We start from the raw sequence: 18,074 nt of genomic DNA, 5'->3' as shown, positions 1-18,074 counted from the left end.
TTCTGGTTTCCGGACGTGCCGGCGGGAGCCGGTGGGTCAGGTCGCGAAAGCCACTTTCGAGACGTCAGGTGTCCCGAAAGTGGGGCGGATTCATGGGGTCGTTGCAACATCCTTCGTGAGCTGGGAGTTGTGGTGGCTGGTGGGTTGGTGTTGCCGCGTGTGGTGCGGGTGCGGTTCTGGGATGCGGTGCGGGCGGGGTGTCTGCCTAAGCGTGCCGCCCGTTTGGTGGATGTGTCGCACGAGACCGGGCGGCGGTGGTTCGCGCAGGCTGGTGGGGTGATCGGGAACGCACCTGGCTCGTTGGGTGAGCGCTATCTGAGTTTGGCTGAGCGGGAGGAGATCTCTCGTGGTCTGTCCGGGGGTCTCTCGTATCGGGAGATCGCTCGGCAGCTGGGCAGGGCCCCGTCGACGATCAGCCGGGAGGTGACGAACAACGGTGGCCGGGGCGGGTATCGAGCGCATCGGGCGGAGTCGGCGGCGCGGGATCGGGCCCGGCGGCCGAAGACCGCGAAGCTGGCCGAGGCCGGTAATCGCGAGTTGCGGGATCATGTGCAGGCGCGGTTGCTGCAGGAGTGGTCTCCGGGGCAGATCACAGCCAGGCTGGCGATGGAGTTCCCCGACCGGCCGGAGATGCGAGTGTCACACGAGACGATCTACCAGTCCTTGTATGTGCAGAGCCGGGGAGCGCTGCGCCGCGAGCTCACCGCGTGTTTGCGGACAGGACGGGCGCTGCGCCGCCCGCGCAAGCAAGCACAGGCACGACGGTCACGGATCCCTGACCTCGTCGAGATCAGCGAACGGCCGGCCGAAGCCGAGGACCGGGCAGTCCCGGGGCATTGGGAAGGCGACCTGATCACCGGTGCCGGTAACAAGTCCGCGATCGGCACCCTCGTGGAACGCTCCACTCGGTTCGTCATACTGCTGCACCTGCCCCACGGCCACGATGCGATCCAGGTCCGGGACGCGATGATCGACGCGATCCAGACCCTCCCGCACCAGTTGCGGCGGTCACTGACCTGGGACCGGGGCAACGAGATGGCCCGTCACGCCGACATCACCCTCGCCACCGACCTGGCCATCTACTTCTGCGACCCGCACTCCCCATGGCAACGCGGGACGAACGAGAACACCAACGGCCTGCTTCGCCAGTACTTCCCCAAAGGGACCAACCTGCACCAGCACACCGCAGAACACCTCACCGCAGTCGCCGCACGACTCAACAGCCGCCCCCGCAAAACACTGGACTGGCACACCCCACTCGAAAAACTCACCACGCTACTGTCCTAAACAGAGCACGTTGCGACCACCGCATGAATCCGCCTGGCTTTCGCGACACGCCCTCCAGCCAGGGGTGCCGGTCGTCCTGCCACCGGTCACCGCAGGGCAGCGGGCGCGCCGTCCGGCACGGCGGGATTCCGTGGCGCCACCGCGTCGATCCGCCGGTAGGCCTCGCCCTGAGGTGGCCGGGGGTCGGCGTCGCCCTTGTTGGGCCAGTAGGACATCGCCCGTTCCGCCTGCGCGGTGATGGTCAGGGACGGGTTGACGCCGAGATTCGCCGAGATGGTGGATCCGTCGACGATGTGCAGGCCTTCGTATCCGTGCACGCGGTGGTACGGGTCGATGACACCGTGGCCCGCGTCGCCGGAGATGGCGCAGCCGCCGATGAAATGCGCGGTCATCGGGATGTTGAGGATCTCGCCGGTGGTTCCTCCCGCGATACCGTCGATCTTCTCGGCGACGCGGCGCGCGGCGTCGTTGCCCGCCGGGATCCAGGTCGGGTTCGGTTCGCCGTGTCCTGGCCCGGAGACCAGTTTGTGCCTGCCGGTGCGCGTGCGTTCGCCGGACACGGTGATGGAGTTGTCGAGCGTCTGCATCACCAGCAGGATGATCGTGCGTTCGGACCAGCGCCGTGGCGAGAACCAGGTGAGGTTACGGGGATCCCGCACCAGTGTGCCCAGCCAGGTGAGCCAGCGCGGGACACGTTTCCCGCCGTCGGTGAGCGCGGTCTGCAGCAACGACATGGCGTTGCTGCCCTTGCCGTAGCGGCACGGCTCGACATGGGTGTGCGCGTCGGGGTGGATCGACGAGGTGATCGCGACACCCCGGGTGAAGTCGACGTCCTTCCGCTTCGTCTTGGCGCCCAGGATGGATTCCGAGTTCGTCCGCGTGAGCCTGCCGAGGCTTTCCGGCAGCCGCGGCAGCGCACCGGTGGCGCGTGCACGGTGCAGCAGCTTCTGGGTGTTGTACGTGCCGGCGCTGAAGACGACCTCGCGGGCGGTGAACGTCCGCACGTTCTTACGGCGGCGAGGTGAGGAGCCGGTCCGCACGGTCCGGACGACGTAGCCGCCGTCCGGGGACGGGCGGACGTCGATCACCGTGGTCATCGGCAGCACCTCGGCGCCCAGCCGTTCGGCGAGGTACAGGTAGTTGCGGTCGAGGGTGTTCTTGGCACCGACGCGGCATCCGGTCATACAGGAGCCGCATTCGGTACAGGTCCGGCGTTCCGGTCCGGCTCCACCGAAGAAGGGATCCGGCACGACGCTCCCCGCGGGAGTCCCTTCGTCGCCGAAGAAGACACCGACGGGAGTGAGCCGGAACGACGATCCGACACCCATGTCGGTGGCGACCTCGCGCAGTACCTCGTCGGCCGCCGTGACCGTCGGGTTCCGCGTGACGCCCAGCATGCGGCGTGCCTGGTCGTAATGCGGTTTCAGTTCCGCTCGCCAGTCGGTGAGGTGGGCCCACTGCGGATCTTCGAAGAACGGCGCGGGCGGTTCGTAGAGTGTGTTGGCGTAGTTGAGGGAACCGCCGCCGACCCCGGCACCGCCGAGGATCACGACGTCGCGCAGGAGGTGGATGCGCTGGATCCCGTAGCAGCCGAGCCGGGGCGCCCACAGGAAGTTGCGCACGTCCCACGACGTCCTGGGCAGCGTCTCCTCGGTGCGGCGCGGCCCCGCTTCCAGCACCGTGACGCGATATCCCTTTTCCGACAGGCGAAGGGCGCTCACCGAGCCGCCGAATCCGGAGCCGATGACGAGTACGTCCGCGGTGCTCATCGCGCGACCGCCTTGGCGAAATCGACGGCGTCCCGCCACGACGTGCGGCTCGCGATCCGGCTCCGGTACTTCATGATCCGGCCGGGCTGGTTCACCGCGAGCGCGCCGACGAGCCGGTCGCCCGAACGGTAGAGCGCCAGCCAGCTTTCGTCCTCGGGGTCGCCGAGCAGATCGACGTCGTCCGACGCGACACCGACCAGCTGGATCCGGCTGCCGTACCAGTCGGACCAGAAGTACGGAACGGCCGAAAACGGCTTCGCGGCACCGGGATCGACGGCGTTGCGGGCCGCGGCCTCTGCCTGTGCCGAGGCGGAGGTCCAGTTCTCCAGGCGCATCGTGGTCCCGAAGAGCGGGTTGTGCCAGCGCGCGACGTCGCCCGCGGCGTAGATCCCCGGGGCGGCGCGCAGCGTCCGGTCGCACAGCACGCCGTCCCGCAGCGGGACGCCGGTGCCGTCCAGCCAGCCGACCGCGGGACGGGCGCCGATCCCGGCGATCACCAGGTCCGCGTCGAGCACACCGCCGTCGGACAACGCCACCTTGCTGCCCGCCCCGTCCGGCACGATTCCGCGCACCGCCGTGGAAAGCCGCAGATCGACGCCGTTGCGGGCGTGCAGGGTCGCGAGCGCGGCCGCCATCCGGGTGCCGACCGCGCGGACGAGGGGAACCTCGGCCGCTTCCACGATCGTCACCGCGGCGCCCCGCTCCCGCAGGGCCGTGGCGATCTCGGCGCCGATGAACCCACCACCGACGATGACGGCGCGGGAGGTCGAGGCGAGCCGTGCCCGGATGGCCCGTGCGTCGTCCAGCGTCCGGAGGGTGTGCACGCCGTGTCCCGGCAAGGGGATCGCGGCGCTGCCGGTGGTGATGATCAGCGAGCCGAACGGGATCACGGTACGTCCGACGAGCACTTCACGGTCCTCTGTGGACAGTCCGGTGGCCGCTTGGCCGAGCCGGACGTCGATCCCGAGGTCGGCGAGCGCCGCGGCGCTCGCGAGCGTGGGCGGCGTCCGGTCCGGGTCCATGAGGAACCCCTTCGACAACGGAGGCCGGTCGTAAGGCAGATGCGGTTCGGCGCCGATGAGCGTGACGGGTCCGCCGTAGCCGGCACGGCGGGCGGCGGTGGCGGCGCGCAGGCCCGCCAGTGATGCTCCGACTACGACCAGTCCTGTCTCGTCCATGGCTCAGTCCTCGCTGACGGTGTCCGTTGCGAGCAGTCTTCGCCGCGCGGCGGGGCAGGGCATCGGTCCATGGACCGGGACCGGCGGGCCGGACTGTGCCCGGCGCACAAAACCGGGGTCAGTCGCCGACCGGGCGCAGGACGACCGTGCCCAGCAGACGGCAGGCCAGCAACGCGACTTCGACGTCTATGCGGCCTTCGGACAGCGGCCTGCCCCGCTCCTGTTCCGCCTTGCGGAGCCGGTACTGGATCGTGTTCTTGTGCAGGTGCAGCTCCTGGGAGGCCAGCATCAGGCTGCTGCCGCTGGACAGATAGGCCCACACCGTTTCCCGCATGCGGTGATGCTGTTCGTCGTCGTCGGCCAGCGAACCGAGCACCGTCCGCACCCACGCGGCGACGGCGGCCGTGTCCGCGGCCACCAGTGCCAGCGGGCCGAGCTGCGAGGCCGTGGTCACCGAGCGGGACAGTTCGCCGCCCGCCAGCAGCGCGACGCCCTGCGCCTGCAGGGCCTGCCGATGGGTGCCGCGGAAACCGTCCAGGCCATCGGCGGGGTCGCCGAGCGCGACCCGGACCGGCTCCGGTGACTGGTCCAGTACCCGCGTCACCAGGTCCGGGTCGATCGACGACGCCGGGAACCAGGCCCAGATCGTGGACGCGTCCGGCGCCACGACCAGCGGCGTCCTGCCCCCGCCCATGGCGGTGGCGAGCAGAGCGGCGTGCCGCTCCAGGCTGCTGAGCCGCGCGCTTTCGTCGACGTCCGGCCCACACCACAGCACGGCGCCGACGTGCCGGTCCGAGAGCACGTACCCGATCGCCTTCTCGATCTCGCCGCTTTCGCTCGCCTTGCCGGACAGGACGGCTCGCACCTTCGCCAGCCGGTTCGCGTTGCGGTTGCGCAGCCAGGTGTCGCGTTCCAGCTGGTAGGCCTCCACGACCTCCTCGGAGATCTTGTCGATGTAGCCGAAGGCCACGGACGACAGTTCGGTCGCGGCGACGGCGACGTCCGCGGCGCTCACCGGCTCGGCCGCGATCCGGGTGATCATCTCCTGCTGGAAGGCCGCCTGGCCGAGCCGGTACGCCCGCAGCATCGTGGTGATGGGGACGCCTCGCTGCGCCAGCCGCCGGGCGAACTCCAGCGCGACCGGAGGCGCGCCGACCTCCGTCCGGCGGGTCGCGCCGCCGAACACCCCGAGCGCGGCGATCAGGTTCTCGCGCACGGTACTGACGAGGAGATCCCTGGCCTGCCCGTCCCGCGCCAGCTCCGGTAGTTCGCCGGAGACCTCCTCCACGATCCGATCGCGCAGGGCCGCGACCTCGGCCAGCACCGAGCCCGCGACCTTGACCAGGGTGCCGGCGGCCGTTGACGTCACAAGCAGCACCGTACGCCCGCGACCGGGTCCGCGCTCGCGGGCCGTTGTGCCGCGGACCCAAGCGAGCGGTCGTTTTCGGTTCAGCGCACAGTGATCCGCGCCTCGCTGCTTCCTACCGTCTTCGGCAGACGGATTCGGAGGCTGCCATGAAGAAGTACCACCTCACCGGGGCGGAGAACGGCACCGCCACCTGGCACGATCGGAAGCGCTACCTGTGGCTGCTCGGCCTGGTGGTGCCGCTGCTGCCCTTCGCCGCGATCGGGCTCCACGCGGCGACCGGAGCCGGCGCCGCCCTCTGGCTCGGCCCGCTGGTCGTCCTCGTTCTCGTGCCACTGGTCGATCTCTTCGCGGGGTACGACCACACCAACCCGCCGGACGAGGTGATGGAGGCACTCGAGGAGGACCGCTACTACCGGTGGATCACCTATCTGTTCCTGCCGCTCCAGTACGCGGGCTTCGTGGTGGGCGCGTGGGTGCTTTCCGGTGACGGAGTCTCCGTGTTCGGCAAGATCGGCCTCGCCGTCACCCTCGGCACGGTGGCGGGCATCGGTATCAACACCGCGCACGAACTGGGGCACAAACGCGAGAGCGTGGAGCGCTGGGCGGCGAAGATCGCGCTGGCGCAATGCTTCTACGGCCACTTCTACATCGAGCACAACCGTGGTCACCACGTCCGCGTCGCCACTCCGGAGGATCCCGCCTCCAGCAGGCTGGGGGAGAGCTTCTACCGGTTCTGGCCGCGGACGGTCTTCGGTTCGGTGCGCAGCGCCTGGGGCGTCGAGAAGAAACGCTACGCCCGCAAGGGAAGCCACCCGTTCCACCTGGGCAACGACGTGCTGAACGCGTGGCTGATGAGCGCGGTGCTGTGGGGTGCGCTGATCGCGTGGCTCGGCTTCGGCATCCTGCCGTACCTGATCGTCCAGGCCGTCTTCGGGTTCTCGCTGCTCGAAATCGTGAACTACATGGAGCACTACGGAATGCTCCGCAAGAAGGTCACGAACGGTACGAAATCGCGCTACGAACGCGTGACGCCTTCGCATTCGTGGAACTCGAACAACGTCGCCACCAATGTCCTGCTGTATCACCTGCAACGGCACAGCGATCATCACGCGAACCCGACCCGGCGGTTCCAGACCCTGCGTGACTTCAAGGAAAGCCCGGTACTGCCGACCGGATACACCGGGATGATGATCGTGGCGCTCGTCCCACCGCTGTTCCGCAAGGTGATGGACCCGCGGGTGGTCCGGCATTTCGACGGCGACATCCGCCAGGCGAACGTGCAGCCGGGGAAATTGGGCGTGCTGCTGAAAAAGTATCCCCTCGTCACCCGCACGGACCGGGAAATGTCCTTTTCGGACACCGCGGTCGCGCTCGCCGACGAGGTGGACGCCGCGCGCTGCCCGGGATGTGGCTACACCTACAGCGTCGTCGAAGGCAACGAGCTCGAAGGGTTCGCCGCCGGGACCGCCTGGTCGGAGATCCCCGACGACTGGACCTGCCCGGACTGCGGCGTCCGCGACAAGATCGATTTCGTGCCGGTCCGCCGGGAGGTGGCCTGACATGCGGATCAGCGCCGACCACGGCAAATGCGAGGGCCTCGGGATGTGCGAGGCCATGGCCGACCAGTTCTTCGAGGTTGGCGAAGACGGCTACGTCCACGTGCTCGACGAAACCCCGCCGGAACCGGAACGGGAGTTCGTCGCCGCCGCCGTCCGTGCCTGCCCGGTCGCCGCCCTGAGACTGCACGGATGACCGATCAAGCGGCCTTCGCCACCCTTTACCGGCAGCATTCCGCGCCGATCTTCCGGTACCTGCGGATGCGCGTCCCGTCGGCCGCCGCGGCTGAGGACCTCACCAGCGAAGCGTTCCTCCGGGCCTGGAGGAAACTCCCGGATTTCCAGCCGGGGCTGGGTTCCTTCACCGGATGGCTCTACACGATCGCCGACAACCTCGCCCGCGACTACCGCAAGTCGGCCCGGTACCGGCGTGAACTGCTCGACGGCGAGGAGCACGACCGTCCCGACCACGTCGGTGGCGCCGACCAGCTCGCACTGGCCCGGATCGAGGCCGCCGCCCTCCGGCGGAGCCTGGCGGACCTCAGCGAGCAACAACGGCGATGCCTGCTCCTGCGGTTCTTCGCCGGCCTGTCGGTCGCGGAAGTGGCCGAGGCGATGAACAAGAACACCAACAGCGTCCGGGCACTCCAGCACCGCGCGGTGCGCGCGCTCGCGACCTCGATGGCCGGCTTCGCGGACGACCCCCGCGACCGGAGGAAGGTGACGGCGGGATGCACGCGTTCCTGATGATCGCCAAGGTCATGGGACCACTGCTGGTCCTGATGCTGTGCCCGATCTGGCTGCCGATGATCGGCGCGCTGGTGGGCAGGTTCTTCGACGCGTTCTCGGGAAAGGGGTGAGCCGGCGGATCCTCGGTACATGAATCGGGGTAATCGGCGAAGAGGTGATTCGCATGGTCCGGCTCGGCAGCCGGCCCCGATCGGGCTAGCCCGGAGAGCCTGGCACCACGAGGCCGGATTCGTAGGCGAGCACGACGAGCTGCGCGCGGTCACGGGCGTGGAGTTTGGTCATGGCGCGATTGACGTGGGTCTTCGCGGTCAGCGGGCTGATCACCATGCGGCCGGCGATCTCGTCGTTGGACAGGCCTCGTGCGACCAGGGCGACGGCTTCGCGTTCGCGGTTGGTCAGTTCGGCCAGCCCGCCGCCCGTGCCGGCGCCGGGCGGCAGGGTGACGTACCGGTCGATCAGCTTGCGGGTGATCGATGGCGCGAGCAGGGCGTCACCCCGTGCGGCGACCCGGACGGCGTGCAGGAAGTCTTCGGGTTCGACGTCCTTGACCAGGAAGCCCGCCGCGCCCGCGCGCAGCGCGTCGAAGACGTACTCGTCCAGGCCGTAGTTGGTCAGGATGACGACGTGCACACCGGACAGGGCCGGATCGGCGGCGATACGCCGGGTCGCCTCGATACCGTCGACCACGGGCATCTGGATGTCGATGAGTGCGATGTCGGGCAGGTGCTTCCTGGCGAGCGCCACGCCGTCGCTGCCGTCGGAGGCCTCGGCCACGACCTCGATGTCGTCCTCGACGTCGAGCAGCGCGCGGAACCCGCTGCGGAGAAGCGGCTGATCGTCGACGAGCAGGACACGGATCATGACGTTCGCTCCACGGGCAGTTCGGCCTGGACGGAGAAACCACCGGTGCTTCGGGGTCCGGCGTGGAGACTGCCGCCGAGGGCGGTGACCCGTTCGCGCATACCCAGCAGGCCGACACCGGGCACCGGTGCGGTGTCCGGAGCGGCCTCGCCGTTGTCGTCGACCCGGATGGCGAGAGCGCCGGGGCGGTGGTCGATCCGGACCGACGCGGTCGTGGCCGCGGCGTGCCGGGCGATGTTGGTCAGGGATTCCTGCACGATGCGGTACGCGGTGCGGTCCACCGCCGCGGGGACGTCGTGCCGCTGCCCTTCGACGACGAGTGTCGCGTCCAGACCGGTCGACTTCGCCCGTTCCACCAAGCCGGGGATCCCGTCGAGTCCGGGCGGCGGATGCGTTCCGCCGTCGCGCAGGGCTTCCAGGGTCGCCCGCAGTTCCCGGGTCGCCTCACGACCGGCTTCCCGGATCGCCAGTAGGGATTCCGGCACCGATTCACCCCGTTTGGTCGCGAGGTGGACGGCGACTTCGGCCTGCACCTTGATGACGGAGATCTGGTGGGTGAGCGAATCGTGCAGCTCCCGCGCGATGTGCAGCCGCTCTTCGTCGGCCCGCCGCCGCGCGGTCTCCTCGCGGGTGCGCTCGGCTTCGTCGGCGCGGCGTTCGGCCTGTCGCAGCGCTTCGCCGGCCGCGCCGGCGGCGATCAGCCAAGCCAGCTGAAGCGCGTCCCGGCTCTGCGCGAGTGCTTCGCCGACGGAGACGGCGTTGGCGGAGGCCAGGAGCACCAGCGGGAGCGCGGCGATCATGAGCAGCGATCCCGCGACGGCGACGATCCGGTGACCGGCCCGGACGGCGGCGTACACCGCGACCAGATAGGCGACGACAGGAACGTCGAAGCCGAGGGCCTGGTATCCCAAAGCGCACACCCCGGTCACGGCCAGCACCGTGATCGGCGCCCGGCGGTGGGCGACGAGCGCCAGGCCACCGGCTACCAGCAGCAGATGGCCCAGCGGGCCGAGGCTCGTGGCGGAGTCCACTCCGGACAACTCCGTGACCAGCAGGATCGCCGTCACACCCGCGGCGATCACCCAGTCCCAGACCCTGCTCATGCGTGCACCCTAGCCAGCCGTCCGCCCGAACGACTCCTCCGCGCGGACCATCCGCTCACTACCGCGCACGCGGTAGTTCACGCACTCCTACGGCATCGGCGGTAGCCCGGATTGCCTGCGTTCACCAGACGACCGGCGTGGTCGCGTGGGGACACCATCCAGGAAGACCCAGTCGTCGAACGAAGGAGTGCCTCATGACGGTCCATCTGGCCGAGCCGATCGCCGCCGCCTACCTGACCTCAGGACGTCTCTGGTCCTTGGTGGCCGCGCTGGCCGGTGTGATCGGGGTGATCACCGGAGTCCTCGCCCTCACTCGCTTCCGCTCAGGCAACACGCGGCGCGGGGCCATCGTGGCGCTCACGGCGGGGCTGCTCGGCATGGCGGGCGGTGGTTACGTCGTGGCCGCGGCCGAGGGTGGCCCCGGTACCGGATACGGGATCGTCGGCGGGTTCATCGCGCTGGTGATCGGGTTGCTCGCCACGATCCTCGGCTTGCTCGCGCTGTCACGCGCCCGCCGTGTGGCCTGAAGTACCTACCGCGGGTGCACGGAATGGCGCTTTCGCGTGTCGTCCATGCCCGCCGCCCTGGCGATCATGTCGCGAAAGCCACTTTCGGGACATCAGACGTCCCGAAAGTGGCTTTCGCGACACCCGGCCTGGAGGCCTTCACGGACCGGAGCATGGGGAAGCCACTGGCTCCCGGGCCGGAAAGCTCAATGATGCGCCGGGTAGCGGGCGCGAAGTTCGTCCGCGGTCTTGCCTTCGGTCAGTTGGAGGAGGTACGCGTCCACCGGGGCGTCGGAGCTGAGCTCGGTGAAGTTCCGGTGGACCATCGCTTCGACCTCCTCGCGACCGGCGGGGAAGCGCTCGGTCAGCGCGTCGATCAGTTTCTCGAGATTTTCGTCGCTGGGCGGCAGGTGCGGCGGGTCAGCGGTCATGACAACTCCACGATCTCGGGAGACGGCACCTCACGACGATAACGGCGCCGATGCCGAGGTCTAGATACATCAATCTGTATTGATGTACTGTCGGCGCGTGGCGACCGTCGAGATGTCCGAGCCGCCGCCGTTCGTGCGGCTGGCGAGTGATCCGCTGCGCTGGCGGCTGCTGCGCGAGTTGTCCCATGGCGACCGCCGGGTGCGTGAGCTGGTGGAGCTGGTCGGGCAGCCGCAGAACCTGGTGTCCTACCACCTGCGCAAGCTGCGAGCGGCGGAGCTGGTCAAGGCGCGGAGAAGCAGTTTCGACGGTCGTGACACCTACTATCACCTGGACCTGGAGCAGTGCGCGGACGCGTTCGCCGAAGCCGCGGGTTCGCTGCATCCCGCTCTCGTACCGGGCCCGGCGGGCGCGAAAGCCACCGGTTCGCGGGTCAAGGTGCTGTTCGTGTGCACCGGCAACAGTGGACGGTCGCCGATGGCCGAAGCGCTGCTGCGGCACCGGGCCGGTTCGGCGGTCGAGGTGGCCAGTGCGGGCAGCCGGCCGAAACCGCTGCATCCGGACGCCGTGCGTGTCATGGCCGAGCGCGGCATCGTCCTCGACCACGAACCGTCCCATGTGGACAGTCTCCGGAACAGGCGATTCCATTGGGTGATCAGCCTTTGCGACCGGGTCCGCGAGGTCTGCCCGGAGTTCCCCGGGCATCCGCGCGTCGTCCATTGGAGCCTGCCGGACCCGGCGAGGGAAATCGACGAGGCCGGCGAAACCTTTCCGGCGTTCCGTCGGCTCGCCGCCGAACTGGACCGCCGGATCGGGTTCCTGACCGCCCGGCTCGGCGTGAAGAACCCGAACGAGGTGAAGAGGACATGACTTCGGACCTGGTGAGTGTGCGTTACCTGGTCGACGACGTCGCGGCGGCCGTCGAGTTCTACACCGGGCACCTGGATTTCACCGTCCGCTCGAGTGCGCTGCCCGCGTTCGCGGACGTGGTGCGCGGGAATCTCCGCCTGCTGCTCAGCGGCCCGGCGAGTTCGGCGGGCCGCCCGATGCCGGACGGGACGAAACCGGCGCCGGGCGGCTGGAACCGCATCCACCTCGTCGTCGGCGACATCGACGCCGAAGTCGCCAGGCTGCGTGGGGCGGGCGTCGTGTTCCGCAGTGCCGTGGTGACTGGTCCGGGCGGCCGTCAGATCGTGTTCGACGACCCGGCGGGCAATCCGGTCGAGCTGTTCCAGCCGGCGGCCCGGTGACGTCGCCCGAGTCCACTGAGGACACCGTCACCGCGCCTGGCCTGGGAACCGTCCTGCGCGAATGGGGCAGGATCGGCTGCGTCGGTTTCGGCGGCCCGCCCACCCATATCGCCCTGCTCCGCAAGTTGTGCGTGCAGCGCCGGGGCTGGTTGTCGGATCAGGAGTTCGAGGACGCGATCGCCGCCTGCAACCTGCTGCCCGGCCCGGCGTCGACCCAGCTGGCGATCTTCACCGCGTGGCGCGTACGAGGCCGTGCGGGGGCGCTGGTCGGCGGCGCGGCGTTCATCCTGCCCGGTCTCATCGTGATCCTGGCGCTGGCCGCGCTGTTCCTGACCGGGTCGCCGCCCGCGTGGATCCGTGGCGCCGGTGCGGGAGCGGGCGCGGCGGTCGCCGCCGTCGCGGTGCACGCGGGCGTCGGCTTGATCCCGGCGGGGTGGCGGCGCGCGGCCACCACGGGCCGCGTGCGCTGGGCGCTGTACGTCGTCGCGGGTGTCGCGTCGGCCGCGTTGCTCGGTCCATGGCTGGTGCTCGTCCTGCTGGGCTGCGGCCTGATCGAGCTGACCGTGAACCGCTCGCGCCGCGGCGAGTCCACCGCCGCCCTGCTCGCCGCCCCCGTCCCATCGTGGGCCGCCGCGGCCGCGGGCGCCGGTGTGTTCGCGTCGGTGGCGTGGGTGTCGCTCAAGGTCGGGATGCTGTCCTACGGCGGCGGTTTCGTGATCATCCCGCTCATGCAGGACGACGCGGTGAACACCTACCACTGGATGACCGCGGGGGAGTTCCTCAACGCGGTCGCGCTCGGCCAGGTCACCCCGGGCCCGGTCGTGCAGACCGTCGCCGTCGTCGGCTACGCGGCGGCAGGACTCGCCGGAGGCATCCTTGCCTCCCTGGTCGCCTTCACCCCGTCGTTCCTCTTCATCCTCTTAGGCGCCAAGCATTTCGACCGGCTTCGCGGCAACCCGAACGTGCGGGCGTTCCTCGACGGCTCCGCCCCCGCCGCCGTCGGCGCCATCCTCGGCTCGGCGATCCCGCTCGCGCTCAGCCTGACCCAGGCATGGCAGTACGCCGTGCTCGCGGGTGCCGGGGTCCTGCTGTTCGTGCTACGGCGTGGAGTGGTGACCACGATCCTGGTCGCGGCCGCCGCCGGAAGTGTCCTCGCGCTCGCGGGGGCGCTCCTGCCGGCCTAGGCCGCGGGTGGTGACGACACGCGCGTTGCCGTCGGCCAGGTGGTACGACAGCCCGGCGACCGCGGTCTTCCCGGCCTCGATCTTGTCGGAGAGCAGCCGGGAGCGGTCGACGAGGAGGTCGACCGTGTGGCGGATGTGCTCGTCGATGATGTCGTCGTTGTCGGTGAGCCCGGCGGCCTGCGCGGCGAGGACACTGGGGGTGACCCGCTCGACGACGTCGCGGACGAAGCTGTTCGTGCCGAGCCCGTCGGTCAGCGCCGCGCGGGTCGCGGCGACGGCGCCGCAGGAGTCGTGGCCGAGGACGACGACCAAGGGGCAGTCGAGGATGCTGACGGCGTACTCGATGCTGCCCAGCACCTCCGAACCGGCGACGTGGCCCGCGGTCCGCACGACGAACAGGTCGCCCAGCCCGCGGTCGAAGATGATCTCGGCGGCCAGCCGAGAGTCGGAGCAGCCGAAGAGGACGGCGAACGGGCTCTGTTCAGGAGCGGTTTCGGCGCGGCGTAGCGCGTCCTGGTTCGGGTGTTCCGGGGTTCCGGCGACGAAGCGCCGGTTGCCGGCGAGCAGAAGGTCGAAGGCCTCGGAAGGGGTCGGCGGCGCGTCGCTCATGATCGGGACATTACCGGTCGCCGCCCGCCGTCACCGATCGAGCCGTCCGGCGACGGCGCGCATGGCGCGGCCGTCGTCGGCGGTCGATTCCCGCCGGAGTGCGCTAGCCCGTCCGGAGCCGCCGGGTCGCCTCGTCGTCGATGCTGACCCGCCTGACCGAGCCGACGCCGCCCGATCCGGACAGCACCATCGCGGCGAGCAGGAGAGGGAACAGCAGGGTGCGCACGACCATGGCCCAGCAGGCCGCCGCGCCGATCCGCCCGCCGTCCTTGATCCGGACGAGCCGGGTCCCGGTGCACACGGCGCCGAGCACGCGGCCGTCGCCGAAGAACAGGCCGTAGAGCACCGGGACACCGATCAGCAGGCCGAGCAGCGTCAGCAGCGCCGCGCTGTCCGGGATCGCGCTGTTCCGGGTGGCGACCGCGAACACGACGAAACCGGCTGCCGTGCCCAGGAGGTAGACGGCGAAGTCCACCAGCCAGGCCAGGAGTTCGGCCCAGCCGCCCGCGGCGACGTAAAGGGTTCCGTCGTCGAACTTGCCGAGCCGTTTCGCGACCTTGGGGCCGAGTGCGCGTTCGACCTGCTCCCTGGGGATGGCCGGCCGGTCGGTCATCGAATGCCCCCACGTGTCTCGGATCGTCGTCGCGGCATTATGCGGCGCGGGCCGGGCTGTGGTGTGAACAGCCCACGTCACCCCGGCAGGGCATGCTTCGATAGGCGATCAACGGTTCGGCGGTGATGAGGCATGACGAGCGACAGGAACGTCCGGGACCTCGGGCGGCGGCCCCTGACGGGTTACGTCAGCCGCGCGGACGACGAGAACGAGGTCCGGCGGCTGCTCGGCGCGGGGCGTCTGGTGACCTTGACCGGCGCCGGCGGGGTGGGCAAGACCAGGCTGGCGGCCCAGGTGGCCAGTTCGCTCACCCGGGAGTTCCCCGACGGTGTCGCGGTCGCCGGGCTGGGGGAATTGCGGGACGAACGGTTCGTCCCGCGCGCGGTCGCCGACAGCCTGGGCCTGCACGACACGACGGGGCACACCGACCTCGACGTCGTCATCGCGTACCTGCGGCCCCGGCGGTCGCTGCTGTTGCTGGACAACTGCGAGCATCTCCGCGACGGCAGCGCGGATCTGGTGGCGGCGCTGCTGCGTGACTGCCGGGACCTCGTGGTCCTCGCCACCAGCCGCTGCTCCCTGGGGCTCGCCGGTGAGCAGGTCCTGACCATCCAGCCCTTGGCCGTCCCCGGTGACGCGGACAGCACACCTGAAGCGGCGCTCGCGTTCGGCGCCGTGCGCCTGTTCGCGGAGCGTGCCGCGAACGTCCTGCCCGCGTTCGAGGTCACCGAGAGCAACGTCGCCGATGTCGTCCGCCTCTGTCGTGGCCTCGACGGCCTGCCGCTGGCGATCGAGCTGGCGGCGGCCCGGATCCGCGCCCTGTCGCCGTCGCAGATCGCCGATCGGGTCGAGCGGAACTCGGCGGTGCTGGCCAGCGGACTCCGGATGCCCGTCGAGCGGCATCGGACGCTGCGCGCCACGATCGACTGGAGCCACTCGCTCTGCACCGAGACCGAGCGGATCGTCTGGGCACGCTGTTCGGTGTTCGCCGGGCGATTCGACCTGTCCGCCGTCGAGGCCGTCTGTGCCGAGGACTCCCTGGCCGTACTGGACGCCGTCGACGGTTTGGTCGACAAATCGGTGCTGGGCCGGATCGACGGTACCGACAAGGTCCACTATCGGATGCTCCGGCTCCTCCGTGAATACGGCGGACGACAGCTCGCCGCTTCCGGAGACGAGCTCACCGTGGCGAGGAAACACCGCGACCACTACGCCCGGCTGATCGCTCAGGCCGCCGACACCTGGTTCGGTCCGGAGCAGGACGAGGCCTACGAGCGGCTGACGGCCGCCCACGCCGACATCCGCGAAGCGTTGTCGTGGTCGCTTCGCACACCCGGCGAGAGCCCGGTGGCGCTGGAGATGGCCACCGCCACGATCGAATACTGGGTGGCTCGCGGTGCGGCCTGGGAACTGCGGGACTGGATCGATCGCGCGCTCGACGCGGCGCCGCCTGAGACCCGGGGCCGGGCCAGGGGGCTGGCGATCGCGGCCCTGTGTGCCGCGCTGCACGCGGACCTGCCGCTTGCCCGGCGGCGGCTGGCCGACGCCGAGGCGATCGAGGACGAAGACGCGGCGCCCTACGTCGCGCACGCGAGTGCCTTCGTGAGGATGCTGTCGATCGAGCCGAACACCATGATCCGGGCGGCGGAGGCCGTCCGGATGTTCGGCGAGCGAGGCGACGTCCGGCGGCAGATGCACCCGATGTTCATCCAGGGGGTCGCGCTGGCCTACCGAGGTGATCTTCCGGGAGCGCGGGCTCTGCTGGGCTCGATGCGGCGGCTGTGCGAGGAAGCGGGGGAGTACCGATATCGCTCCATGGCGCTGTACGGGCTGGGGGTCGCCGAAGTGTGTTACGGCGGTGATCTCGACGACGGGGAACGGTGCGTCCGTGCCGCGCTGGAGATCGACCTCCGCGCCTCGGACGTGTTGTCCGCGGCCTACCGGGTGGACGGTCTGGCGTGGGTGGCCGCGCGTCGCGAGGACTGGGTCCGGGCGGCGGAATTGTTCGGCACCGCCGCGACGCTTTGGGAGCGCTGCAGCGCCGAGCCCGACGTGGCCGTCACCATGGCCCACCGGACGTTCCACGCGGCCACGCGGGATGCCTTGGGCGCGGCGCGGTTCGACGCCGCGTTCGCCGAGGGACGGAAGCGGAACCCGCACGACGCCCTCGGCGATCCGCCGTCCGAAGCCGCCGGTGAACCGGCCGTGCTCGCGCCGCTGACCCCCCGCGAATCGGAGATCGCGCGGCTCGTCGCGGCCGGGCTGAGCAACCGGGAGATCGCGGCGAGGCTGGTCATCGCCCGGCGCACGGTGGAGACGCATCTGCAGCACATCTCGCACAAGCTCGACTTCGTCAACCGGACCCAGCTGGCCGTCTGGGTCGGGCAGCGGCCGCTGTGACTTCGGAGAGCACAGCGGCCGCCAGAGGGGACCGTCAGCCGATCGGGCAGGTTCCTCGGTACACGGCGATCTTCGGATCGTTCGCCGGAAGCGGGCACAGGAACTGGTCGTACCTCGTGTCCTGGTCCACGAAGCGTTTCAGCCACGAAAGGCTGTACTTCGCGATGGTCACGTTCGGGTTCGTGGGCGCCATGTGGCCCGCCCCGGCCAGCAGCATGTACGCCTTGTCCAGCGACGCGGGAAGGCTTTGGTAGAACGGCCGGGAATGGGAGCCGTCCGGGGCGATGAAGTCGTTCTGGGCACTGACGACGAAGGTGGGGACCTTCAGGTCGGAGAACGTCGTGTTCGGATTCCAGCCCGTCAGCGGGACGGCCGCCTTCAGCGTGGGCGCCTTCTGTGCGGCGATCAACGCCCCGCCGCCGCCCATCGAATGCCCCATGACGGCCAGCCTGTCCCGGTCGACACGGCTTTTGGCCTGGCTCGAGTCGGTGACGTAACGCAGCGCCGCGAGCAGCTGGTCGGAGCGCCTGTCCGGGGTGTCCCAGGTGCTGTTCGTCGAGAACGTGATGACGACGAAACCCTGGGACGCCAGCCGCGGGCCGTACCAGGCGATCGCCGCCTCCGACTCCAGGAAGCCGGGCGCGATGGCGATCGCGCCGAACGTGCCCTGGCCGGTGGCGGTCGGGTAATGGATCGTCCCGCCGCCGAACCCCTGCCCGGCGGGGACCTTCTCGGTGGCGGTCTGGAACGTGCCACGATCCGCCTCGATACTGGCTTTCGTCGGTGCCGGACCGCGAGCATAAGGACTCTCTTCGGCGGCGGCCGGTACCGCCACCACGAGAAGTGCGGTCGCCGCACTGAGAATCGCGGCGCCCCACCGTGTTCCACGCTTCATTGCGCATGTCCTCTCGGAAGAACCGTTCCGAGGCCGGAACGGATGCCCAGATATAGCGGGATCCCGGGGAGAAGCGCGTCGTGGAAACTACTGAGAGGCGGAAAATTGTCACGCCGAGCAGGGTTTCCGGCTCGTGAGTGGTGAGGACGGTTATTGACCCGTAGGGCAAGGGTGTCCTGTCGGGTGGCGAGTCCGTCGCTCCGGGGGGTGGCTCGGCGAGGTGAAGGGAGCTTTCCCCTCATCGCACGCTAGGGAAGTCCCCTTCGCCACAAGTGGTGCGGTCCTTATGGGCGTCGGAAGGCTCGAACACGTCGC

The 18,074-nt window shown here is 69.9% G+C and carries 19 protein-coding genes; 10 read left to right on the top strand and 9 right to left on the bottom strand.

What is annotated here, in order from left to right; all coding sequences use genetic code 11:
* Positions 1 to 129 precede the first annotated feature (129 nt).
* Positions 130 to 1,287, top strand: coding sequence for an IS30 family transposase (locus ACOCEP_RS38325; protein ID WP_482332473.1), 1,158 nt, complete (start codon positions 130 to 132; stop codon positions 1,285 to 1,287).
* A gap of 86 nt (positions 1,288 to 1,373) precedes the next feature.
* Here ACOCEP_RS38325 and ACOCEP_RS38320 read toward each other — a convergent pair whose 3' ends face one another.
* From ACOCEP_RS38320 to ACOCEP_RS38310, 3 genes are all read right to left on the bottom strand, one after another.
* Positions 1,374 to 3,056, bottom strand: a complete 1,683-nt coding sequence (locus ACOCEP_RS38320) for a GMC oxidoreductase (protein ID WP_482334753.1) — start codon at positions 3,054 to 3,056, stop codon at positions 1,374 to 1,376.
* Positions 3,053 to 4,234: an NAD(P)/FAD-dependent oxidoreductase gene (locus ACOCEP_RS38315; protein ID WP_482334751.1), complete on the bottom strand. Its 1,182-nt coding sequence runs from the start codon at positions 4,232 to 4,234 to the stop codon at positions 3,053 to 3,055. Before ACOCEP_RS38315 ends, ACOCEP_RS38320 begins: the two co-directional genes overlap by 4 nt.
* Before the next feature lie 118 nt (positions 4,235 to 4,352).
* Positions 4,353 to 5,603 carry a PucR family transcriptional regulator gene (locus ACOCEP_RS38310; RefSeq protein ID WP_482334749.1) on the bottom strand — a complete coding sequence of 417 codons (1,251 nt, stop codon included), beginning with the start codon at positions 5,601 to 5,603 and terminating at the stop codon, positions 4,353 to 4,355.
* A 146-nt stretch (positions 5,604 to 5,749) separates the two neighbouring features.
* Here ACOCEP_RS38310 and ACOCEP_RS38305 point away from each other — a divergent pair, with 146 nt between their 5' ends.
* From ACOCEP_RS38305 to ACOCEP_RS38290, 4 genes are read left to right on the top strand one after another with little or no spacing between them, the layout of a single operon-like run.
* On the top strand, positions 5,750 to 7,162 hold the full coding sequence (locus tag ACOCEP_RS38305) for a fatty acid desaturase (RefSeq protein ID WP_482334748.1): 1,413 nt from the start codon (positions 5,750 to 5,752) through the stop codon (positions 7,160 to 7,162).
* A gap of 1 nt (position 7,163) precedes the next feature.
* Complete coding sequence (locus ACOCEP_RS38300; protein WP_482334746.1) at positions 7,164 to 7,355, top strand: ferredoxin; 192 nt, start codon at positions 7,164 to 7,166, stop codon at positions 7,353 to 7,355.
* Positions 7,352 to 7,906, top strand: a complete 555-nt coding sequence (locus ACOCEP_RS38295) for an RNA polymerase sigma factor (protein ID WP_482334744.1) — start codon at positions 7,352 to 7,354, stop codon at positions 7,904 to 7,906. Before ACOCEP_RS38300 ends, ACOCEP_RS38295 begins: the two co-directional genes overlap by 4 nt.
* Entirely contained in the window at positions 7,891 to 8,019 is a 129-nt protein-coding gene (locus ACOCEP_RS38290) for a hypothetical protein (RefSeq protein ID WP_482334742.1), read from the top strand. The genes ACOCEP_RS38295 and ACOCEP_RS38290 overlap by 16 nt, the downstream gene beginning before the upstream one ends.
* A gap of 85 nt (positions 8,020 to 8,104) precedes the next feature.
* Here the strand turns inward: ACOCEP_RS38290 and ACOCEP_RS38285 are convergent, their stop codons facing one another.
* Together ACOCEP_RS38285 and ACOCEP_RS38280 are read right to left on the bottom strand one after the other, a co-directional pair.
* The gene (locus ACOCEP_RS38285; protein ID WP_482334740.1) at positions 8,105 to 8,770 is read right to left on the bottom strand and encodes a response regulator; all 666 of its coding nucleotides are present in this window, start codon (positions 8,768 to 8,770) and stop codon (positions 8,105 to 8,107) included.
* Positions 8,767 to 9,873, bottom strand: coding sequence for a sensor histidine kinase (locus tag ACOCEP_RS38280; protein ID WP_482334738.1), 1,107 nt, complete (start codon positions 9,871 to 9,873; stop codon positions 8,767 to 8,769). The genes ACOCEP_RS38285 and ACOCEP_RS38280 overlap by 4 nt, the downstream gene beginning before the upstream one ends.
* Before the next feature lie 194 nt (positions 9,874 to 10,067).
* Here ACOCEP_RS38280 and ACOCEP_RS38275 point away from each other — a divergent pair, with 194 nt between their 5' ends.
* Complete coding sequence (locus ACOCEP_RS38275) at positions 10,068 to 10,400, top strand: DUF6223 family protein (RefSeq protein ID WP_482334736.1); 333 nt, start codon at positions 10,068 to 10,070, stop codon at positions 10,398 to 10,400.
* Between the two features lie 185 nt (positions 10,401 to 10,585).
* Here ACOCEP_RS38275 and ACOCEP_RS38270 read toward each other — a convergent pair whose 3' ends face one another.
* Entirely contained in the window at positions 10,586 to 10,810 is a 225-nt protein-coding gene (locus ACOCEP_RS38270) for a three-helix bundle dimerization domain-containing protein (RefSeq protein ID WP_482334734.1), read from the bottom strand.
* A 97-nt stretch (positions 10,811 to 10,907) separates the two neighbouring features.
* Between ACOCEP_RS38270 and ACOCEP_RS38265 the strand changes: the two genes are divergently transcribed.
* From ACOCEP_RS38265 to chrA, 3 genes are read left to right on the top strand one after another with little or no spacing between them, the layout of a single operon-like run.
* Positions 10,908 to 11,678, top strand: coding sequence for a metalloregulator ArsR/SmtB family transcription factor (locus ACOCEP_RS38265; protein ID WP_482334733.1), 771 nt, complete (start codon positions 10,908 to 10,910; stop codon positions 11,676 to 11,678).
* Positions 11,675 to 12,058: a VOC family protein gene (locus ACOCEP_RS38260; protein WP_482334731.1), complete on the top strand. Its 384-nt coding sequence runs from the start codon at positions 11,675 to 11,677 to the stop codon at positions 12,056 to 12,058. Before ACOCEP_RS38265 ends, ACOCEP_RS38260 begins: the two co-directional genes overlap by 4 nt.
* Positions 12,055 to 13,242, top strand: coding sequence for a chromate efflux transporter (gene chrA / locus ACOCEP_RS38255; protein WP_482334729.1), 1,188 nt, complete (start codon positions 12,055 to 12,057; stop codon positions 13,240 to 13,242). Before ACOCEP_RS38260 ends, chrA begins: the two co-directional genes overlap by 4 nt.
* Here the strand turns inward: chrA and ACOCEP_RS38250 are convergent.
* Complete coding sequence (locus tag ACOCEP_RS38250) at positions 13,156 to 13,851, bottom strand: carbonic anhydrase (protein ID WP_482334727.1); 696 nt, start codon at positions 13,849 to 13,851, stop codon at positions 13,156 to 13,158. The genes chrA and ACOCEP_RS38250 overlap by 87 nt on opposite strands.
* A gap of 103 nt (positions 13,852 to 13,954) precedes the next feature.
* Positions 13,955 to 14,464, bottom strand: a complete 510-nt coding sequence (locus tag ACOCEP_RS38245; RefSeq protein ID WP_482334725.1) for a hypothetical protein — start codon at positions 14,462 to 14,464, stop codon at positions 13,955 to 13,957.
* Between the two features lie 132 nt (positions 14,465 to 14,596).
* Between ACOCEP_RS38245 and ACOCEP_RS38240 the strand changes: the two genes are divergently transcribed.
* Positions 14,597 to 16,864 carry an ATP-binding protein gene (locus ACOCEP_RS38240; protein ID WP_482334723.1) on the top strand — a complete coding sequence of 756 codons (2,268 nt, stop codon included), beginning with the start codon at positions 14,597 to 14,599 and terminating at the stop codon, positions 16,862 to 16,864.
* 34 nt (positions 16,865 to 16,898) lie between these two features.
* Here ACOCEP_RS38240 and ACOCEP_RS38235 read toward each other — a convergent pair whose 3' ends face one another.
* A complete protein-coding gene (locus tag ACOCEP_RS38235) occupies positions 16,899 to 17,759 on the bottom strand; it encodes a poly(ethylene terephthalate) hydrolase family protein (protein WP_482334722.1) in 861 nt (286 codons plus the stop codon).
* Positions 17,760 to 18,074: the final 315 nt, after the last annotated feature.

Source organism: Amycolatopsis sp. CA-211722, assembly GCF_056828465.1.
This window is presented reverse-complemented; position numbering and strand designations above follow the sequence as displayed.

Coding starts and splice junctions, on each gene's coding strand:
- ACOCEP_RS38280 (WP_482334738.1), bottom strand. CDS start 9,873: ATGAGCAGGGTCTGGGACTGGGTGATCGCCGCGGGTGTGACGGCGATC.
- ACOCEP_RS38300 (WP_482334746.1), top strand. CDS start 7,164: ATGCGGATCAGCGCCGACCACGGCAAATGCGAGGGCCTCGGGATGTGC.
- ACOCEP_RS38315 (WP_482334751.1), bottom strand. CDS start 4,234: ATGGACGAGACAGGACTGGTCGTAGTCGGAGCATCACTGGCGGGCCTG.
- ACOCEP_RS38240 (WP_482334723.1), top strand. CDS start 14,597: ATGACGAGCGACAGGAACGTCCGGGACCTCGGGCGGCGGCCCCTGACG.
- ACOCEP_RS38295 (WP_482334744.1), top strand. CDS start 7,352: ATGACCGATCAAGCGGCCTTCGCCACCCTTTACCGGCAGCATTCCGCG.
- ACOCEP_RS38235 (WP_482334722.1), bottom strand. CDS start 17,759: ATGAAGCGTGGAACACGGTGGGGCGCCGCGATTCTCAGTGCGGCGACC.
- ACOCEP_RS38305 (WP_482334748.1), top strand. CDS start 5,750: ATGAAGAAGTACCACCTCACCGGGGCGGAGAACGGCACCGCCACCTGG.
- ACOCEP_RS38285 (WP_482334740.1), bottom strand. CDS start 8,770: ATGATCCGTGTCCTGCTCGTCGACGATCAGCCGCTTCTCCGCAGCGGG.
- ACOCEP_RS38250 (WP_482334727.1), bottom strand. CDS start 13,851: ATGAGCGACGCGCCGCCGACCCCTTCCGAGGCCTTCGACCTTCTGCTC.
- ACOCEP_RS38245 (WP_482334725.1), bottom strand. CDS start 14,464: ATGACCGACCGGCCGGCCATCCCCAGGGAGCAGGTCGAACGCGCACTC.
- ACOCEP_RS38260 (WP_482334731.1), top strand. CDS start 11,675: ATGACTTCGGACCTGGTGAGTGTGCGTTACCTGGTCGACGACGTCGCG.
- ACOCEP_RS38320 (WP_482334753.1), bottom strand. CDS start 3,056: ATGAGCACCGCGGACGTACTCGTCATCGGCTCCGGATTCGGCGGCTCG.
- ACOCEP_RS38290 (WP_482334742.1), top strand. CDS start 7,891: ATGCACGCGTTCCTGATGATCGCCAAGGTCATGGGACCACTGCTGGTC.
- ACOCEP_RS38270 (WP_482334734.1), bottom strand. CDS start 10,810: ATGACCGCTGACCCGCCGCACCTGCCGCCCAGCGACGAAAATCTCGAG.
- ACOCEP_RS38275 (WP_482334736.1), top strand. CDS start 10,068: ATGACGGTCCATCTGGCCGAGCCGATCGCCGCCGCCTACCTGACCTCA.